Source organism: Streptomyces sp. NPDC005408 (genome assembly GCF_040606445.1).
Classification (GTDB): domain Bacteria; phylum Actinomycetota; class Actinomycetes; order Streptomycetales; family Streptomycetaceae; genus Streptomyces.
In genome coordinates this window covers 1-16,714 of the sequence record NZ_JBEXEX010000045.1, presented here as the reverse complement: position 1 = coordinate 16,714, position 16,714 = coordinate 1, and the positions used below count along the sequence as shown (strand labels likewise).

Here is a 16,714-nt window from a genome sequence, read left to right as displayed (position 1 = left end):
CCTCGCCACGCGTTTAATGGACGACAGCCCACGTTCGGCCCCGGGCGGCGATCCTGCCGCAGGCGAAGCGGCGGGCCGCCCATGCCACCGGCAAGGGGCGGCGATCCGCCGACTTGTACGCACAGTGAAGAGCTGCACACAAGTTGTGATGTGGACCTCGGCGTTCAACGGAAAGGAACGAGCGCTCATGCGCGAGATCCTCGGAAGGCGACGCAGGCTCCGGTTCCGGCGCAAGAGGGGGCCTGTACAGCTCGAAGCGGCGCTCACCTGCGCCGCCGAGTGGCAATGGCCCGTACTCCCCGGTGTGGGACTGAAAGCGGCCGGAAGTCGCGGTGACCGCGGGCGCGGCTGCGCCTGCCCCGATCCCGAGTGCGTCGTACCCGGCGCGCACCCCTTCGACCCCGGAATCCTCGCGGCGACGACGGACGAGCGGATGGTGCGCTGGTGGTGGACCAACCGGCCCACCGCTCCGATCATGCTGGCCACCGGCGGACGCGCGCCGTGCGCAGTCAGCCTGCCCGCGGTCGCCGGCGCCCGTGCACTGTCGGCCCTCGACCGGATGGGCATGCGGCTCGGCCCGGTTGTGGCGACACCCACCCGCTGGTCGCTCCTAGTCGCTCCGTACACCCTCGAACAGCTCGGTGAGCTTCTCTTCGTCAAGGACTGCGTGCCCAGTTCGCTGCGCTTCCACGGAGAGGGCGGCTATCTGGTGCTGCCGCCCTCGGAGGCGGGGACGGGACAGGTTCGCTGGGAGCGGGCGCCGCTGCCCGGCTCGGCCGCCCCCTGGCTGCCGGACGTGGAGGCGGTGGTGGACGCGCTGGTCGAGGCGAGCACCATCGCGCCGGACGGCGGCAGCCGCCTCGCCTACTGACCGCGCGCCATGACACAGAGCGCACGGACACCGCCTACTGATCGCGTGCACTGATCCGAGCCGGCTCCTTCACTCGTACGGGTAGGAGCCGGCCCGAGTTGCACGGGAATTGGGCGCGCGGCACCCCGGGGGCCCGCATTCCGTCGCTATCTTCGGCCCACCATCAACAATTTCCGCGCAGTCGGCAGGTGGACCCATGAATCTCCGCATGATCGGGCTCTCCGCCGTCGTGGTGTTCACCGCGCTGCTGCCGCTGGCCGCGTCCGCAGGACCGAGCGAGGGATTCTGGCCGGGAACCGGCGCTGCGCCCGCGGACGAGGCGAAGCCGAATAGCAGGACCGAACCGGAGCAGGGCCTGCTGTCCGCGCTCGACTCCGCCGGCGGAACCGCCGCTTCCGACGCCTCCGACCCCGCAGGGCCCTCGGATGTGACCGGGGCCACTGCCCCCCAGACATCCGCGCGATGTGGGCCGGAACTCACCTCTCCCGACGGCGTCGAGGCACAGACCTGCGTGCTGAGGGAGGGGCGCGACACCTGGGCGCGTACCTACTACCGCAATGCGACGGGCGAGGAATTGAGTTCCGTACTCACTCTGATGGGGCCCGGCGGGCGCACTTTGCAGACCAACTGTGTGGTCGAGGCGGGCGACGAACCGGATGCCTGTCAGACGCCTCGTGAGCCCTCGCGAGGGGCTTTTGCGGAGTATTCGGCGGTGGCGGAGTTCGCAACTGCGGACGAGGCGGGCGAAGGGCCGCTGCTGCTGCGATCGGGGAGCAACTCGGGTGCTCCGGCGGGCCGTTGACGGAATCGGCCGTTCCGCGGAAATGGAAGCGCCCGGTCGCTGGCGACGGGGGATGCACCAGCGACCGGGCTTCTAGAACCGTAACAAGAGATCGGCAGTTCGCAAATTCGATCTCGGGTATTCGGACAGGGATTTACCTGTCCATAGGGCGAGTTGTGACTGGAGTCACCTATCGGTCGACAGAAACCGTCACTCTCAGCTCAGCGTGACTTGGCGGTTGGTGAGCCCGCCGCGCGCCCGGCGCTCCTCGGCGGTCAGCGGAGCATCGGTCTCCAGAGCCTTGGCGAGCCGCTCGGCGAGCTCGGCCGCGGGCTTCTCGCACTCCTCGGCGCCCATCCCGCTCGGCAGGTCCCAGACCGGGACCATCAGCCCGTGCGCACGGAAGGAGCCGACCAGCCGGGTGTCCTCGCCGAGCGAGGAAGTCCCTGCGGCATGCAGCCGGGCGAGCGCGTCCAGGAGCTGCTCCTCGGGGTGCGGCATGACCCAGCGCAGATGGTTCTTCTCCGGGGTCTCGCACCAGTACGCGGCGTCGACGCCGGAGAGCTTCACGGTCGGGATCGCGGCGGCGTTCGCGCGCTCCAGCGATGCAGCGACCTCGGGGCTGGCGTTGTCCGTGGAGTCCGGGATCCAGAACTCGAAGCCGGAGTGGACGGCCGGCTCGAAGGCGGCGCTCTCGTCGAGAAGATCCTGAAGCCGGGGGCCGTCGGCGGGAACCCGCTGGGCGGCGACCGGGGAGCCGGGCTCGGCGGTCAGCGCCCGCCGCAGGGTGTCGGCGAGATCGCGGCTCAGATTGCCGGATGACGTGTCGTTCTGCAGGCCGAGCAGCACGGAGCCGTCGTCGCGGCGCAGCGCGGGCCAGGCCATCGGCAGTACGGTCGCCAGGGTCACGGAGGGCACGCCCTCGGGCAGTCCGCCCTTCAGGGTCAGGGCCACGGTCGCGGCGGGCACCAGCTCGCGCAGGGCGACCCAGTCGCACTCGCCGGCCAGTCCCTCGAAGGGACGCTGGACCAGTTCGGTCACGGCGTGCGCGGCGGCCCGGCCGTGACAGGCCTTGTAGCGGCGGCCCGAGCCGCACGGGCAGGGCTCGCGGGCCCCGACGACCGGGACGTTCACGTCAGCGCCCGCGGCGCGGGCCCCGCTGCTCGTCTGCGGCCTGACGGCCTTCGTCTGGGGACGCTTCTTCGCCATGGTGCGGCTCTCTCCCGGCTGCGGTGGTGCACTGTCGGGCGCGAGCCTAGTCCTCCGCCGCCGTCACCGGGGAGCAGCGGCCCACAGTGGTGCGGCCGGTTGTGCCGAACCGGTGGTGCCGGATCCGGTCCTCGCTTCAGTCGAGGTCGTCGTAGGAGTCCGCGTAGTCGAAGCGGGGGCCTGCGACGCGCGTAGCGAAATCCTCGCGGCGATGCCCTTCGGTGACGATCACCCACACCGTGACCTCGCCGACCGCGCTGTCCCGGACACCCCAGTCCTGGGCCAGTGCGCTGATGATGTTGAGCCCGCGGCCGCCGCGCGCGGTGACCGACGGCGTGGCCGGAACCGGTCGGGTGGGACCGCCCCCGTCTGTCACTTCCACGGTGAGCCGGCCTGCCGTGTCGACGCGCCAGTCTGCGCGGATGTCGCCGTCGCCCACCTCTGCGTGGTTCAGCGGCCTGCCGTGGCGGCATGCGTTGCTGAGAAGTTCGGAAAGGATCAGAACTGCATCGTCGACGACCGATTCGGACACCCCACTGCGTCGCAATTGCTCACGCATCCGGTGTCTTGCCTCACCCACGCCCGCAGGGCCATGGGGTACGGCCATGCTCGACGACGTGGGCACCACCTGTGCCACCACCAACGCCACCCCCGAGACCTCCTTTGCCCCACGCCACGGTGTGAATGCCCCAATGGACTGGACCGGAAACCGGCCAAGGGCGGGCCAGTGACGCACTCGTAACGATCGAATACGGACCGAACGCGCCGGTGCACTCCCTGTAATCAGAGTTAAAGGCGACCCAGCTGGGACAGCACCTGTTTGGGGCGATTGGTGATGATCGCCTCCACGCCGAGGCGGGCGCAGAGCTCGACGTCCTCCGGCTCATTGACCGTCCAGACGTGCACGCGATGGCCCGCACGGTGCAGCCGGGCGATGTAGCCGGGGTGGTTGCGTACGATCCGCATCCCCGGGCCGGCGATCCGTGCGCCGGCGGGCAGCCGCCCGTCGCGCAGCCGCGGCGTCACGAACTGCATCAGATAGACGGTGGGGATGTTCGGCGCGGCGGCGGCCACCCGGTGCAGGGAGCGGGCCGAGAAACTCATGATCCGTACGGGCGAGTCGTCGGCCGCGGTCGGATCGGCCAGTCCGAAGCGGCCGAGCAGCTGAATCAGCCGCTCCTCCACCTGGCCCGCCCAGCGGGTGGGGTGCTTGGTCTCGATGGCCAGCTCGATGCGGCGCCCAGAGTCGGCCACCAGCTCAAGGAGGCGCTCAAGGGTCAGTACGGAGGTGAAGGACGGGTCTCCCCAGTCGGGGCTCTCCTCGCTGTCCTTCCACGAACCGAAGTCGAGAGTGGCGAGATCCGCGAGCTCCAGGGCGGAGACGGCGCCGCGGCCGTTGGAGGTGCGATTGACGCGCCGGTCGTGGACACAGACGAGATGGCCGTCCGCGGTGAGCCGTACATCGCACTCGAGGGCGTCCGCGCCGTCCTCGATCGCCCTCTTGTACGCGGCCAGCGTGTGCTCGGGCGCGTCTTCGGAGGCGCCTCGGTGGGCGACGACCTGGATGTTGTGCTGTCGTGCTTGAGTCACCGCGTCATGGTGTCACCGCGACGGGGTAGGCGCTTGCAGGGGGGCCAACCGGCGGCGGTGAAGATGCGTCCGTTTTGCCGGAAGTAAAGGATTACGGAGATACACACAGGTCCTGCTTACAGTGGCCTGACGTGCTGTGGGAAAAGCTGTCCGCAGACACCTGCGGAGCGACGGCGCCAACAGCGGACTCTTGCCGAAGACTGACGTGGAACCTGAAGACGACGTGGAACCTGAGGAGAAAGAGCTGTGAGCACCGAGAACGAGGGCAACGAGGGCACTGCGGTTCCGGCCGCCCCGTCGCTACCTCCTGTGCCGGCCGCCGCTCCCGCGGGCACGACTGCGTCCACAGAGGGAGCCGGGACGGCTCAGACGGCTTATTCGAACGGGACCACACACACCACAGAGCCGGCAGCGGCCGCGGTCGACGAGCCCGGGCACTCCCCCCAGCCCGAGCCCGCCACCGCGCCGCTGCCCGGTCCCGTACCCGCCGCCCCGCCGACCGCGGCCCAGCCGCAGGGAGCCGCCTGGCCCCCGCCCCCGCCCGCACTCCCCTCCTACGGGAGCGGCTCCCACGGGGGCGGCGACAGCGGCGGCGGCCCGGTCTGGGGAGCACCGGCCCAGGTCGCGGAGCCCCCGCGCAAACGTTCCGGCGGACTGGTCGCCGCGGTGCTCGTCGCCGCCCTTGTCGCGGGCGGCGTCGGCGGCGGTATCGGCTACTGGGCCGCCGAGCGCAACGACGACACCCCCGACTCGACCACCATCTCCGCCGCGGCGGCCCCCAAGGACTTCAAGCGCGAGCCGGGCACGGTCGCCGCGGTCGCTGCCAAGGCGCTGCCGAGCGTGGTCACCATTGAAGCGAAGGCGAGCGGAGGCGGCACCGGCGACAGCAGTGAGAGCGAGGGCGGCACGGGCACCGGCTTCGTCTACGACAAGGAAGGCCACATCCTCACCAACAACCATGTGGTGGCCTCCGCGGCCGACGGCGGCACGTTGTCCGCGACCTTCTCCAACGGCAAGAAGTACGACGCCGAAGTGGTCGGCCGGGCACAGGGCTACGACGTCGCCGTACTGAAGCTCAAGAACGCGCCCTCGGGCCTGAACCCGCTGGCCCTCGGCAACTCCGAGCAGGTCGCGGTCGGCGACTCGACCATCGCGATCGGCGCCCCCTTCGGCCTGTCGAACACCGTCACCACCGGCATCATCAGCGCGAAGAACCGCCCGGTCGCCTCGGGCGACGGCTCCAGCGGCAAGAACTCGTACATGAGCGCCCTGCAGACCGACGCCTCGATCAACCCGGGCAACTCCGGCGGCCCGCTGCTCGATTCAAGCGGCGCGGTGATCGGCATCAACTCCGCGATCCAGTCGGCGGGCAGCGGCCTCGGCCAGACACAGGCAGGCTCGATCGGCCTCGGCTTCGCCATCCCGATCAACCAGGCGAAGAACGTCGCCGAACAGCTGATCAAGACGGGCAAGCCGGTCTACCCGGTGATCGGCGCGACGGTCGACATGTCGGGCAAGGACTCGGGCGCCAAGATCGCCACCCAGGGCACGGGCGGCACCCCGGCGGTGAGCCCGGGCGGCCCGGCCGCGAAGGCGGGTCTCAAGGCGGACGACGTGATCACCAAGTTCAACGGCAAGCCGGTCGACAGCGGCCCGACGCTGATCAGCGAAATCTGGAACCACAAGCCGGGCGACAAGGTGACGCTGACGTACGAGCGCGACGGCAAGGAACACACGGCGGAGGTCGTCCTGGGCAAGCGCACGGGCGACAGCTGACCCTGCTGCTTCCTGGGTTCGCCCCAGGGCCCCTTGGTGCGGAAGAAGGCGGCTGCGACGCACGACGCGGGGCCGGTAGTCTGTAGCCCGCTCCGCCGCAGGTGGTTGGGGCGTGGGTGGGTTGCCCGAGCGGCCTAAGGGAACGGTCTTGAAAAACGCGAGGCCACGAAAGCGCACCCGTGGGTTCGGATCGCACCGACTCCGCAGGTCATAGACGTGCTTGTCAGAAGGGGTGCTTCTCGTTGAGGGGCGCCCCTTCTGCATGCGCCTGTCTCACCTTGGCGCGACTCTGTCGCGTAGTTCATCAGTGCGTGTGGACCAGGTGTGGACCGCGGTCCACCGTGCTGAGCTATGGGCATCAGGGCATGGTGTCTGCTGCTGCGGCCTGAGCGAAGGTGCTGTAGTCGGTGGTCCTGCTGATCAGAACCAGTTCCATGTCACCAGCAGTGAAGCGATCGGTGTAGTAACGGCCGGTGAGCGCCGTAGGGTTTCTACCTGCCAGGCTCAACCGGCCGGCACCGGTGTGCCGAGGGCTGCGCTGCTGGTGGGCAACCTGTGGGATGTTCTCGTAGAGAAATCGCAGTTCGGAGATACCTGATCCGTCGGTCTTATCGACGGTCGCGTTGCTGGAGCGGGAGCTGCTCTCCGCAGTGCGCAGCGTGACGTGCAGGCTCCAGTAGGACTGCTCGACTGCGAGATAGGCCCGGATGGGGCCTCGGTTGCCACCGGCGGGGATGTGGCTTTCGACGCTTGGAGTGAGCGTCGTGCGCCAAGTGCCATCCAGGCGTGGGTGCCCGGTGATCCTGTGGACGCCGGGCCAGCGCCAGGCCCACTTGTCGAAGACCAGAACCAGGTAACCCAGGACTGCAGGAACGTAAGCGAAGGCGTACTTCAGCTCTTGGTCAGGGCGTAGGCCCAGTAGATAGAGCAGGACGCCGTAGACGCTGGAGGCGGCTGCCGCGCCCCAGCGTATGGACCGGGCTGGTGAAGTCATCGGCGGTCATCCGTAGTTGAGGTAGTGCCACGCCGCATTGAGGAGTCGGCGGGCATCGTCCGTCTTCCACTTCTGGCCGCTCTGGAAGAGCTTCTTGATCTCGTTCGGTTCGACCAAAGCGTCCGGGTTTCCCCACCAGTAGCTGAACTGTTGGCGCAGGTGGGTCAGCGCTCCCTTGAAGGCCGTGTCGAGGGAACCAGCCGTGAGCACCGAGTCGGGGACGTTATAGATCAGACACTCCATGAAGTAAGACGGGAGGTCCTCGATCTTGCCGAGCTGCACCAGATCGTTCTCAATCGCCTTCAGCGCGCGGACAGCGAACTTGTAACGGTGATTGGTGCTCTTGTTCTTCTCCCGGCCGTTGATCAGCTGCTGGTGGGACCAGTTGACGATGTGGTGGCCGTCCTTCGTGAAGACGACGGTGCCCTGGGTGGGACGGCCCCAGCCGCGTTGGTGAAGGTACGTGAAGCACGGGACCACGTCTGTGCTGGGGCGGCTGCCGGGAACATCCGGTACGTAGAAGGCGACATTGTGTGTTGCGTCTACAGCGCTGGAGACCCCCTTCAGCGCTACCCCGAGCTCCTGCCGGAATGCTTCGGGTGTCCAGGGACCCTTGTAACTGTTGGGATGCAGCGCCAGCTCCCAAAAACTCATCCCGCTCGCTGAGGAGCCCTGGTACGCGCGCTGGGTGAACTCCACTTTGATGTCGACGTCGCTGTCGCGACTCACGTTCGTGTTGTTCGCCCAAGAGCCCTTCGCCTCGACGCTGAGTCCGAGGTCGGCGAACTGGGGATGTTGCTGCACCGCGCGGGTCACCATGCGGCGGGCGCGCTCAAGGCGCTCCTCCTCCGCTTTGCTCGGTGGGTTCGTCCAGCGCGCCAATTTGGCGAATCGTTGCTCAGGTGAGAGTTGCATGTCCCCCTCCTCCAGTACTGGGAGTTGGCCTGGCGCGTCAGTGTCCTGGCCCGCGCGCAGGCTACGCCCGAGGACTGACAATCGGGCCGGGATGGGCAGCAGATGCTCCATGGTCTGCGCACCATCCCTGATTCCTGTCTTGTCCCGCACGCCCACTGGGGGTGGCCTTCAACGCCGATGGTGGTTGTCGCTCGGTCCAGGTGTAGTAATCGCGTGTGCTTGACCTGCTAGTTCTTGCAGATCGTCGGAGAAGTTCTCCTGCAAGTGACACACTCTCGAACGTGACGGGTCTGCTACTTGCCGTGGCGCAACAGAGCAACGGTTCTCTTCCTGCGGCCGCTGTTGTGACGGCGTGTGCCCTGGTGTTTACTGTGGCGTCCTTTTGGTGGCTTAATGCCCGTCAGGGCGTCCTGAGGAGCTGGGAACCGCACTCGTTCGCTGCTGCGGTGACGCCGCAGATGGCTCGGCTTCGCTTTCCTCTTGTGCTCTTGAACACGGGAGCCAGGGCCATCGTCGTTGTGGACCTTCGATTGTCGTTTCCGGACGAAGAGCGATCTGTACTGCCTTTGCCATGGACGAGCACGCGTGACCGCCTCAGGCCAGAGTCGGAAGACGGCATGCGGCTGCCTGCTCCGTTCGCTGTCGGCGGGAGAAAGGCCGATCAGGTGTTCATCGAGTTCGGGGCGCCGTTCCCTGGGTTCGTGCCCGAGGCCCGTGACTACAGGGCTGTCATCGAAGTCCGCCTGGGACACCGGAGGTTGCTCGACCGCGTTCTCAGGCGTTACCGGGTTTGGCAACCACTGCTCGTCTTCACCATTCGTGCAGGGCACATCATTAGCCCCGGCTCATACATTGCATACAGCAACAGGCCAAGTGATCGAACCAAGGACGATCTCCGCAAAGCGGAAGCTGCCCTCGGAGCGCTGCTGGCGAAGCTTCAGGAGAGTTCGGCGTCCGGCAATGGCGAGACCGCGAGTTGACACCAATGAGGGGTAGGGGTGCCGCACCGGGACGGCACCCTTACACAGCGAGGCTGGCTCAGGCGTCGTGCTCCGCCGCATCCAGAGCACGCTGGATCTGGTCATTCGAGCGCTCCTGGCTCCGATGGATGGCCTTGGCGTAGAAGCGGAACAGGACCGCGATGCTGTGGCCTGCACGGCGTGCGACTTCGGCCGGGGAGACGCCGGACTCAAGCCAGAGCGAGACGCCCGCGTGGCGTAGGGAGTACGGCACGTCAGCCAGGGGCGAGGCTGCTTCGGGCTCCGTCAGCACTGCGAGCCGGGCGGCCTTCCACGCCTCCCCGTACTCCTTGGACAAGAGGTGGCCGCCCTGGGCCGCGCGAAAGAGCCGGCCGTCTTCGGCGGTGCCGAACTCCTTGAGGTGCTCGCGGACCAGGCGCACGAGAATCGGCGGAATCGGCACCGGCCGGGTTGCCTTGCGGGCCCGCTTCTTCAGACCGCGCGTATCGAACGACTCGCCCGTATCGGTCCATCCGGAGCCGACCCGGGCCATGCTTGTGGAGAGCAGGACTTCGCCCCAGCCCTCCTGGGGAAGGGTGAAGTCGTCCTCACGCAGACTGGCCGCCTCACCAGGGCGGTTGGCCGCGTAGTAGAGGCAGCCGAAGAACGCCATCAAGTGCCGTCCGCGTTCGCCCTGCTCGCCGACAGAGTTGATCAACGCCTTTGCCAGCTTGGGGCCGGGGACGAACCGGAAGTCGATCTCGTCGTCGGTCTCGGGCGCGGTCCAGTCGACCCTGTCGAAGGGCAGGGACGTCAGCAACTCCCGTTCCACCGCGTATCGGAGACAGTTGCTGAAGACCGTCCGCTTGCGGTTCACCGTGTTCTCGGCAGCGGCCGTGCCGTCCTGCTTCAGCTTCAGCGCGTCGAGTGCCGTACGGACCACTGAGGGCGTGCTGAGGGCGGTCATGTCTACGGACTTTCGACCGATCCAGTCCAGCGCGGCCACGATGTCGGCAGGCGGTTCTTCGACGTCGAGACGGGGCCTCAGCGTTCCATCATCGCCCAGGACGAACCGGTAGACCCACGAGTAGAGCGCGAGGCGGAGCACCTTCGGAGCGGGAGCACCACGGGTGTCTTTGACCAGCTTCGGCGTGATGGTGGCGAGCGTGTCAGCGATGCTCGCGCGGTGCTTGGCCGAGGCGCCCGGCCACTTCATTTCGGCGTACGCGCGAGTGTGGGCGTACCAGGTGGAGGAGTTGAGCGCCTGCACCTCCGAGGCGGGTAGGCCGGATTCTGTGTCGAACTGCTCGCGGTTGCGCAGGGCAGTCATCAGCTGCGAGCGTCGGCCGTCCGCCTGAGCCTTGATCTTGTAGCTCTTGGAGAAGGGCCGGGGGCCGACCCGCCACCGGAGTTGATAGGCCGCCGCACGGTTGGCCCGCTTGCGGATGCCCCAGATCTGAACGTCGTAGGTCAGCACGCTTCCTGCACCTCGCAAGCGTCGAACCAGGCGTCGAGGTCTGTCCTGCGTATACGGATCTGACCGTTGGGCAGCTTCAAGTGCCTGGGCGCTTGCCCCCGAGCACGCATCCGGTAGAAGGCGGCGCGGGACACACCGATCTCAGCCAGCGCTTCGACCAGCTTCAGCGTCTGCCTATCGGCCTTGGTCGGAGTGATCACAGCCAGGGCTCTCCTTCGGACTTGGTGTGCTGGGCGTGGGCGATCTCGTGGCGGACTTGGGCGGCTAGGAGTTCTTCGCCGGGGCGGTAGCCGCTGCTGAGGTAGGCCCACGAGGAGGCAGTGACGAGGGCGGTGTTCTCGTCGTTGACGGGGAGGCCGGCGCGGGCACGGGCGGCTTCGGCCTGGGCGAGACGCCAGGCGCGGCGTACGTCACGGAGCGCGCCGAGGGTGGTGGAGTAGGCGCGGGACTTGGTAGAGAAGTGGCCGCGGAAGCCGAGCATGTGGGCCCATTTCCAGAGCTTTAGGTCGGCGAACTCCGGCAGGTGCCCGAGGTTCCAGGCGGTACGGATCATCTGCCGGACGTGCTGCTGGACGGGCAGGGCCTTGATGGGGTCGGCTTGTCCGGTGCCATCGCAGTCGGTGCAGCGGTCGTGGAAGCGATCGGGGCCACGTACGTAGCCGCGTCCGGCGCAGGGGCGGCACATGAGGGTGCGGTCTACGGTCCCTGCGCCCTCGGCGTTCTTGGTGGCGTACTTGGCGATGTACCCAGCGACCTTGGCGTCTGTGTACTCAGCCACCCTGGCGTCGGTGAGTTCGCCGTCGCCCAGGGCGGTGATGGGGTCGACTTTGAAGCGGCTGCCCCAGGTGATGATGCGTTCGCCGATGGCGTCTGAAGCGATGGTGAGCCGGGCACGCTCCCGCGCCATCCCCACAGCGGCGCGCAGGACATCAAAGGTGGCCCAGGGCGGGGGCGAGGTGGTGTGCCCGTCGGGTCCGTCGAAGCGGACCACGGCGTGGAAGTGGACCAGGCCGCGCTTCTGGTACTCGGCGACCTTGGCGAAGGAGATGCGGAGGGCGGTGTTCAACGCCTTCTGCGTCATGCCGAGGTGTTCGGCGAGGGCACGGCGAAGGTAGGTGGTGAAGCGTGCCCACAGTGCTCCGGCGTGCGCGTTCCACAGCACGGCGCCGGTGTAGTCGTACGTGGCTGGGGCCAGCGGGGTGCCCAACACCGGGTCGTCCTCGGCGTGGTGGATGCCGCAGCGGCAAGGGCGGGTCTTGCCCGCGGTATCGGTCTTGCGGTGGTGGACGGGGCCGAAGGAGGGGGCGGTGAGGGTGACGAAGGCTCGGGGGTGGTCACGGACGGTTTCGGCGACGTTCTTGCCGCCGGACAGTCCGGTCTTGATCAAGTGGTAGGTGTCGGCGGCGTAGAGGCGCGAGCAAGCGGGGCAGCGGGATGCGCGGCGGTTACCGCAGGTGGTGAGGAGGCGTCCGGAGGGTTCGTCTTCGGAACGGTAGGAGCGGACCACTTGCTTGGTGGTCTGGTCGGTGGTGACCGTCCAGCCGTGGAGGTTGACGGGCTGGGTGCAGCCGCGCAGGTTCCGGACTTGTTCGGTGACGCGATCGAAGTCGTGGGTGTTGGCCAGTTCGATCAGGTCCCGCAGGCCGGGGCTGATCACGTGGTGCAGGTCGAGGGGGCGGCGCATGGGTGGCGGGGTCTCCCTTCTGGCGTGAGGGTGAGCCTGCGGGCAGCAGCGATTCAGTGCGCTCGGGCTGCTGCCCGCAGGCATGCGCATGGCAAGTCGGGCCCAGGGGTGGGCGGGCGAGCGTGGGGGGTGCCGGAAGGCTGGCGGAGGGTGCGGCCCTAAAGGGCGGCGTGGAGGGCGGTGGCCATGGGCAGGCCGATGCCGAGTCGCGTCTTGAGCTGAGCCGGGGTAATCGTTTCGCCGTGCTCGGCGTGGTGGGACGTGGCGATGGAGCGTGCTTCGATCAGCAGCGGCTCGGGCACCTTGACCGCGGGCGAGGCAGGAGCCGGAACGACCGGGGCTGAGGGCGCTCCCGGTGTGACGGGCAGGGCCGGGACTGTGAATGGCGCCGCAGAGGGGGCAGGGTTGGAGGCCGTCTCAGGCTGCTGCTCGATCCAGTCCGGCCCGGAGGCCGGGTCGGCTGGCCGGGTGACGGCGTGGAAGGCGCGCAGGAGCTGCGGGCCAACGGCGCCCCAGCCGAGCAGGAGCAGAGGAGCCACGGCGTCCACGGCTGCTCGGCCGTAGTGTCCGGCGGTGATCGGTTCGGCGACGTTGAGGGCCAGGGTCAGGAGCCCGGAGAAGTGCATCAGCCGGGTGGCGGCCGTCATCTGTTCGGCGGGCAGTCCGCGCAGGGAGAGATAGCGCAGGGCGACCAGGAGGCCGACCACGGACAGGTCCACCATCGGGGCGATGAGCGGTGCGATCGGCCCAGGGACGCCCAGGCGCAGGGCGAGGGACCATACGTTGCCGAAGGAGAAGACGAACGCCAGCGCGGCGATGACGATCATCACGGCGGTGATGGTGCGCTGAGTGATCCGGTCCTCTGCCAAAGGGTTCACCTCCTTTCGGTGCTGCGTGGCGGGCGGTGCGGGGGTCAGGCCGCGGCGGCGTCAGGCTTGTTCAAGTCCACGTCCTTGTCTCCTATGCGGGGGCCGAGGAGCGCTTTCAGGAGCGAGTAGGGGTCGGCGGTCAGGTAGGCGGTGGTGTCAGCGACGTGAGCGGCGTCTGCGTCCGGCACGTAGGGGGTGCGGATGCGGGTGAAGCCGCGCTGCGACTGGTGATTCATGGAGGCGACGCCGACATAGGTCGGGTCCTGGAGGTTGATCGGGTTGGCATCGGGCCACTCCCTGATCTCCTCGCCGAGAGCGGCGACAGCGGCCTCAGCGGTCTTCTGCGCGAAGCTCAGGCCCACGGGGCACACGTCGCGGATGAAGGTCGGTATCGCGTCGCCGGTGGACTTCTGGGTGGCGAGGATGACGAGCATCCCCACCGAGCGCCCCTTCTTCACCAGGTCTTCCACGAGCCGGGCGTTCTCGGCAGCGAGCGCGGCGAGCTTCTTGGTCTTCGGGTCGCTGCCCTTGTGGTCGCGGAAGTAGGTGTGGGCTTCGTCGATGATCAGCACGACCAGCGGCCAGTTCTCGGACGGGCCGATGTCCCACATCGACTTCGTTCCGAGCACCGTGCGCAGCCAGGACGAGCGCACGCGCCGCAGCTCCACCAACTGTCGGAAAAGCTTGTTGGCCTCTTCCAAGTCGTCGCCCACGAAGGCAAACATGCGCTGCACCCAGTCGGCGTAATCGCCTTCGAACGCGGCGGACACCTTGCCGTCGGCGCAGGCGAACTGCACTGCGGGCGAGGGCGCCCAGTCCGAGAGAAGCCGATTGATCAGGCTGGTCTTGCCGAAGCCGGGAAGGCCGGCCAGGGTCACACCGGGCACCTGTGTGAGGTCCACGGACACCGGCCGTGCGTACTCGTCCAACCCGAGGTCCCACCGGGCCGTCTCGTCCGGCACGTCGCCCGTGGGGCGGTGCTCGGTGGGGAACTTCAGTGGATCGAGCCGCACACCCCGGATAACGACCGATCCGGGCTGCTCCTGCGTGACCGCGACCCGCGTGCAGCGCCACGCGTCCGCCAGGTGAGGGGCCGCCTTCTGGAACTGTTCCAGGCCCACCCCGGGCAGGCAGGTTGCCCGTGCGATTACCCCGTACGCGTCATGCGCGACCTTCAACGCGGGGATGAGAACGCGGGGCTTGACGGGCTTGCCGTCCGCGTTCGCCAGCGACGCCAGTGCGGTCGGGGTCTTGTCCGTGGCCGACAGTTTGAGCATTGGCGCGAGGCGCTTCCAGCCCCGCCGCACGCGCACGGCCTGTCGGATCGACTGCCGGGTCATGGCGTCGGCGCGCAAGTAGCGGACCACCCACCACACCATCCAGACGGCCAGGACGGCCAGCACCAGCCCGACGCAGCCGAAGACCCCTTCCGCCGTGTCGTTGAGATTCTTCATATGCCGTTCTCCTGAGGGTTGTAGAGGAAGGCCGCGAGGGCTGATTCGAGAGCCGCCCAGTCCTCCCAAGCGGCGAGGCGGGGGTAGCCGTAGCCGACGAGTACGGCCGCTACCGAGGTCACGAGAGATTCGCTGAACCGGGGGTCCGGTCCGGCGTGAGGCAGCGGGTAACTGCGCTCAGCGCCGAACCGGAAAGCGGACCCGGTCACGCCGCCTCGGCAGCGGCGCCAGCCAGGTCCACGCGGGCCGCGCGGTAGGCGATGCCGTCCGAAAGCGAGCCGTTGAAGATCCGCGCCCACGGGGTGGCGAACAGCTCCACCGGCATCACCGGCACACCCGGCTTGAGGCCGTTGGGGAGACCGGTCTCCGGGACCGTGATCTTCAGAGCCTCGGCGCGGTCCTCCTCCATGAAGAAGAGGGTGATCGTGTAGAGCTTCGCGCCGGTCTCGCGGTCGGTCGCGAACTGCGTCTTCTCCTGGTCCGCGTACTTCGGCACCGGCAGGGTGCCGACCATGAACGCTGCGGTGGGGAGCAGGCCAACACGGATACGTGCCATGGGTGTTACGTCCTTTCGGCTGTGCTCCGCCGTGGTGGTGAAGCGAGATCAACAGTGCACTACGTCCGATGAGTGCGTCAAGCGCCTAGCGCACATCGCGCTAGAGGTGGGCTAGCTCAGTTTGGGCAGGGTGGTGCTGCATCAGGGTCTTACTGCACGAGGCGGGCTAGGCCCGCTACCCTCGGGATATGAAGCTGCCCAAGGATTCCGACACTCCTCCGTACCGCCTGGTCGCCGAGGAGCTGCGGCGGCAGATCCGTTCCGGGCGCCTCAAGCCGGGCGAGCGAGTCCCGTCGTCGCGCGATCTCGAAGCGACCTACGAAATCGCGAACATGACCGCACGGTCCGCGCTACGCATACTGCGCGATGAAGGTCTGATCTACTCCATGCCGGGTCGGGGCAACTTCGTTGCCGATCCCCTGCCCTCAGAGGCCGACCCGAAGGCCGGCACTCCCGAGGCGGCAAGCGGCGGGCGAATGCCCACACCGGAATACGTCGAGCTGTCCGAACGACTGGATGCCATAAACGCCAGACTCGACGGCCTGTTGCAGGTCTTCCAGCAACTCGGCGGCGCTACTGGGTCGAAGAAGTAGCGGGACCCTTTTCGGCGACCCGACGCACAAGCTCTTCCAGTCGCTTCACCTTCTCCTCCACCTCCTTGAGTCGTGCCGCGATGCGTGCTGCCTCGTGCTCGTTCATGTCCGCCCGTTCGTTGATGTGCCGTTGCTGCGCAGTGCGTTCAGCCAACCGCCGGGGGCTTGCCCGAAGGCTTGCCCAGCGGTCATTCACCGCCACATCGGGGCTTGCCCGTATCGCCCGGCAAGCCGTCAGTGCGGCTGTTGAGTTAGGTGTACCGGCCGGACCGGACGCGTAAGGGGCGTGTGGTGCCGCGCTCCCTTCAGGCGGGCAAAAGCCTTCTTTCGCATCCCGCCAGGCGGGACCGTGTCTCTTCGCGCTCACGCCACTCGTCCTTCCAGTCGTCGGCCAGGGCATCAAGGGTCCGGAGGATCCCCGGTCTCGCTAACCGGCACATCGCCGCTGCGTTGCGTCGCCCGATCCATCGCGGACTGCCCATAGGGGTGTCGAAGTTCGCGTCGGTGTGACGGCCTTTCCGCTGATCCACATCGCTCCTCCAGCTCCGGCGTTGGGACCCGGTCAGAGCCCCTCTCGATTGCTACAGGTGTCGGAAAGCCAGTCGGTGTGACAGTCGCCGGGTAGAAATCAGCTCAGCACTCACCACCGACCACCACGCCGACCATGAGCGGCCGAACAAGGTCACAAGAAAGTCACGGAATGGCCCGGTAAGTCCCGACCAGCCCCGCAACGGCATCTTGCAATCACCTGCCTGTGGATAAATTTCGGCGACCGCCAGAACAAATAGGCATGAAAGCTGATCTAACGAGGCAGAGCGGCATGAGGACTGTGGAACGGGCGGGAAGACGGGACCAACGCATGGGGCCGAGCGACCGGCCAGGAGCCCAGCGCAGCATGTCGAGTCTCAGTTGATGGTTGACGGGTTGGCGTCGGGTGATGCTTGACGTCTTCCCTAGACGATCTTCCGGCGATTGTGTTCGCCGGA

17 protein-coding genes are annotated in these 16,714 nt (G+C 67.8%); 5 read left to right on the top strand and 12 right to left on the bottom strand.

The window, feature by feature from the left end:
* Nucleotides 1-187: 187 nt before the first annotated feature.
* On the top strand, nt 188-871 hold the full coding sequence (locus ABZS64_RS30345; RefSeq protein ID WP_355836628.1) for a bifunctional DNA primase/polymerase: 684 nt from the start codon (nt 188-190) through the stop codon (nt 869-871).
* A 196-nt stretch (nt 872-1,067) separates the two neighbouring features.
* Nucleotides 1,068-1,673, top strand: a complete 606-nt coding sequence (locus ABZS64_RS30340; RefSeq protein ID WP_355836625.1) for a hypothetical protein — start codon at nt 1,068-1,070, stop codon at nt 1,671-1,673.
* Nucleotides 1,674-1,868: 195 nt separating this feature from the next.
* On the opposite strand, the gene ABZS64_RS30335 is transcribed toward ABZS64_RS30340, so the two are convergent.
* From ABZS64_RS30335 to ABZS64_RS30325, 3 genes are all read right to left on the bottom strand, one after another.
* Complete coding sequence (locus tag ABZS64_RS30335) at nt 1,869-2,861, bottom strand: DUF5926 family protein (RefSeq protein WP_355836622.1); 993 nt, start codon at nt 2,859-2,861, stop codon at nt 1,869-1,871.
* A 136-nt stretch (nt 2,862-2,997) separates the two neighbouring features.
* Complete coding sequence (locus ABZS64_RS30330; RefSeq protein ID WP_355836620.1) at nt 2,998-3,597, bottom strand: ATP-binding protein; 600 nt, start codon at nt 3,595-3,597, stop codon at nt 2,998-3,000.
* 53 nt (nt 3,598-3,650) lie between these two features.
* Nucleotides 3,651-4,451, bottom strand: a complete 801-nt coding sequence (locus ABZS64_RS30325; RefSeq protein WP_355836617.1) for a glycerophosphodiester phosphodiesterase — start codon at nt 4,449-4,451, stop codon at nt 3,651-3,653.
* Between the two features lie 246 nt (nt 4,452-4,697).
* Between ABZS64_RS30325 and ABZS64_RS30320 the strand changes: the two genes are divergently transcribed.
* On the top strand, nt 4,698-6,227 hold the full coding sequence (locus ABZS64_RS30320) for a trypsin-like peptidase domain-containing protein (protein WP_355836614.1): 1,530 nt from the start codon (nt 4,698-4,700) through the stop codon (nt 6,225-6,227).
* A 358-nt stretch (nt 6,228-6,585) separates the two neighbouring features.
* Here ABZS64_RS30320 and ABZS64_RS30315 read toward each other — a convergent pair whose 3' ends face one another.
* Both ABZS64_RS30315 and ABZS64_RS30310 read right to left on the bottom strand, forming a co-directional pair.
* Nucleotides 6,586-7,221 (bottom strand): hypothetical protein, encoded by a 636-nt coding sequence (locus tag ABZS64_RS30315; RefSeq protein ID WP_355836611.1) that lies wholly within the window; start codon nt 7,219-7,221, stop codon nt 6,586-6,588.
* 6 nt (nt 7,222-7,227) lie between these two features.
* On the bottom strand, nt 7,228-8,247 hold the full coding sequence (locus ABZS64_RS30310) for a hypothetical protein (RefSeq protein WP_355836609.1): 1,020 nt from the start codon (nt 8,245-8,247) through the stop codon (nt 7,228-7,230).
* Nucleotides 8,248-8,417: 170 nt separating this feature from the next.
* On the opposite strand from ABZS64_RS30310, the gene ABZS64_RS30305 reads away from it, so the two are divergent.
* Nucleotides 8,418-9,116 (top strand): hypothetical protein, encoded by a 699-nt coding sequence (locus ABZS64_RS30305; protein WP_355836606.1) that lies wholly within the window; start codon nt 8,418-8,420, stop codon nt 9,114-9,116.
* 58 nt (nt 9,117-9,174) lie between these two features.
* On the opposite strand, the gene ABZS64_RS30300 is transcribed toward ABZS64_RS30305, so the two are convergent.
* From ABZS64_RS30300 to ABZS64_RS30270, 7 genes are all read right to left on the bottom strand, one after another.
* Nucleotides 9,175-10,572 carry a site-specific integrase gene (locus ABZS64_RS30300; protein WP_355836603.1) on the bottom strand — a complete coding sequence of 466 codons (1,398 nt, stop codon included), beginning with the start codon at nt 10,570-10,572 and terminating at the stop codon, nt 9,175-9,177.
* Nucleotides 10,566-10,772 carry a helix-turn-helix domain-containing protein gene (locus tag ABZS64_RS30295; RefSeq protein WP_355836600.1) on the bottom strand — a complete coding sequence of 69 codons (207 nt, stop codon included), beginning with the start codon at nt 10,770-10,772 and terminating at the stop codon, nt 10,566-10,568. Before ABZS64_RS30295 ends, ABZS64_RS30300 begins: the two co-directional genes overlap by 7 nt.
* On the bottom strand, nt 10,769-12,256 hold the full coding sequence (locus tag ABZS64_RS30290; protein ID WP_355836597.1) for a replication initiator: 1,488 nt from the start codon (nt 12,254-12,256) through the stop codon (nt 10,769-10,771). The genes ABZS64_RS30295 and ABZS64_RS30290 overlap by 4 nt, the downstream gene beginning before the upstream one ends.
* A gap of 158 nt (nt 12,257-12,414) precedes the next feature.
* The gene (locus ABZS64_RS30285; protein WP_355836594.1) at nt 12,415-13,125 is read right to left on the bottom strand and encodes a DUF2637 domain-containing protein; all 711 of its coding nucleotides are present in this window, start codon (nt 13,123-13,125) and stop codon (nt 12,415-12,417) included.
* A 44-nt stretch (nt 13,126-13,169) separates the two neighbouring features.
* Nucleotides 13,170-14,579 carry a cell division protein FtsK gene (locus ABZS64_RS30280; RefSeq protein WP_355836591.1) on the bottom strand — a complete coding sequence of 470 codons (1,410 nt, stop codon included), beginning with the start codon at nt 14,577-14,579 and terminating at the stop codon, nt 13,170-13,172.
* The gene (locus ABZS64_RS30275) at nt 14,576-14,701 is read right to left on the bottom strand and encodes a hypothetical protein (RefSeq protein WP_355836589.1); all 126 of its coding nucleotides are present in this window, start codon (nt 14,699-14,701) and stop codon (nt 14,576-14,578) included. The genes ABZS64_RS30280 and ABZS64_RS30275 overlap by 4 nt, the downstream gene beginning before the upstream one ends.
* Nucleotides 14,702-14,784: 83 nt before the next feature.
* Complete coding sequence (locus ABZS64_RS30270; protein WP_355836586.1) at nt 14,785-15,135, bottom strand: hypothetical protein; 351 nt, start codon at nt 15,133-15,135, stop codon at nt 14,785-14,787.
* A gap of 188 nt (nt 15,136-15,323) precedes the next feature.
* Between ABZS64_RS30270 and ABZS64_RS30265 the strand changes: the two genes are divergently transcribed.
* Complete coding sequence (locus ABZS64_RS30265; RefSeq protein WP_355836583.1) at nt 15,324-15,728, top strand: GntR family transcriptional regulator; 405 nt, start codon at nt 15,324-15,326, stop codon at nt 15,726-15,728.
* Nucleotides 15,729-16,714 lie beyond the last annotated feature (986 nt).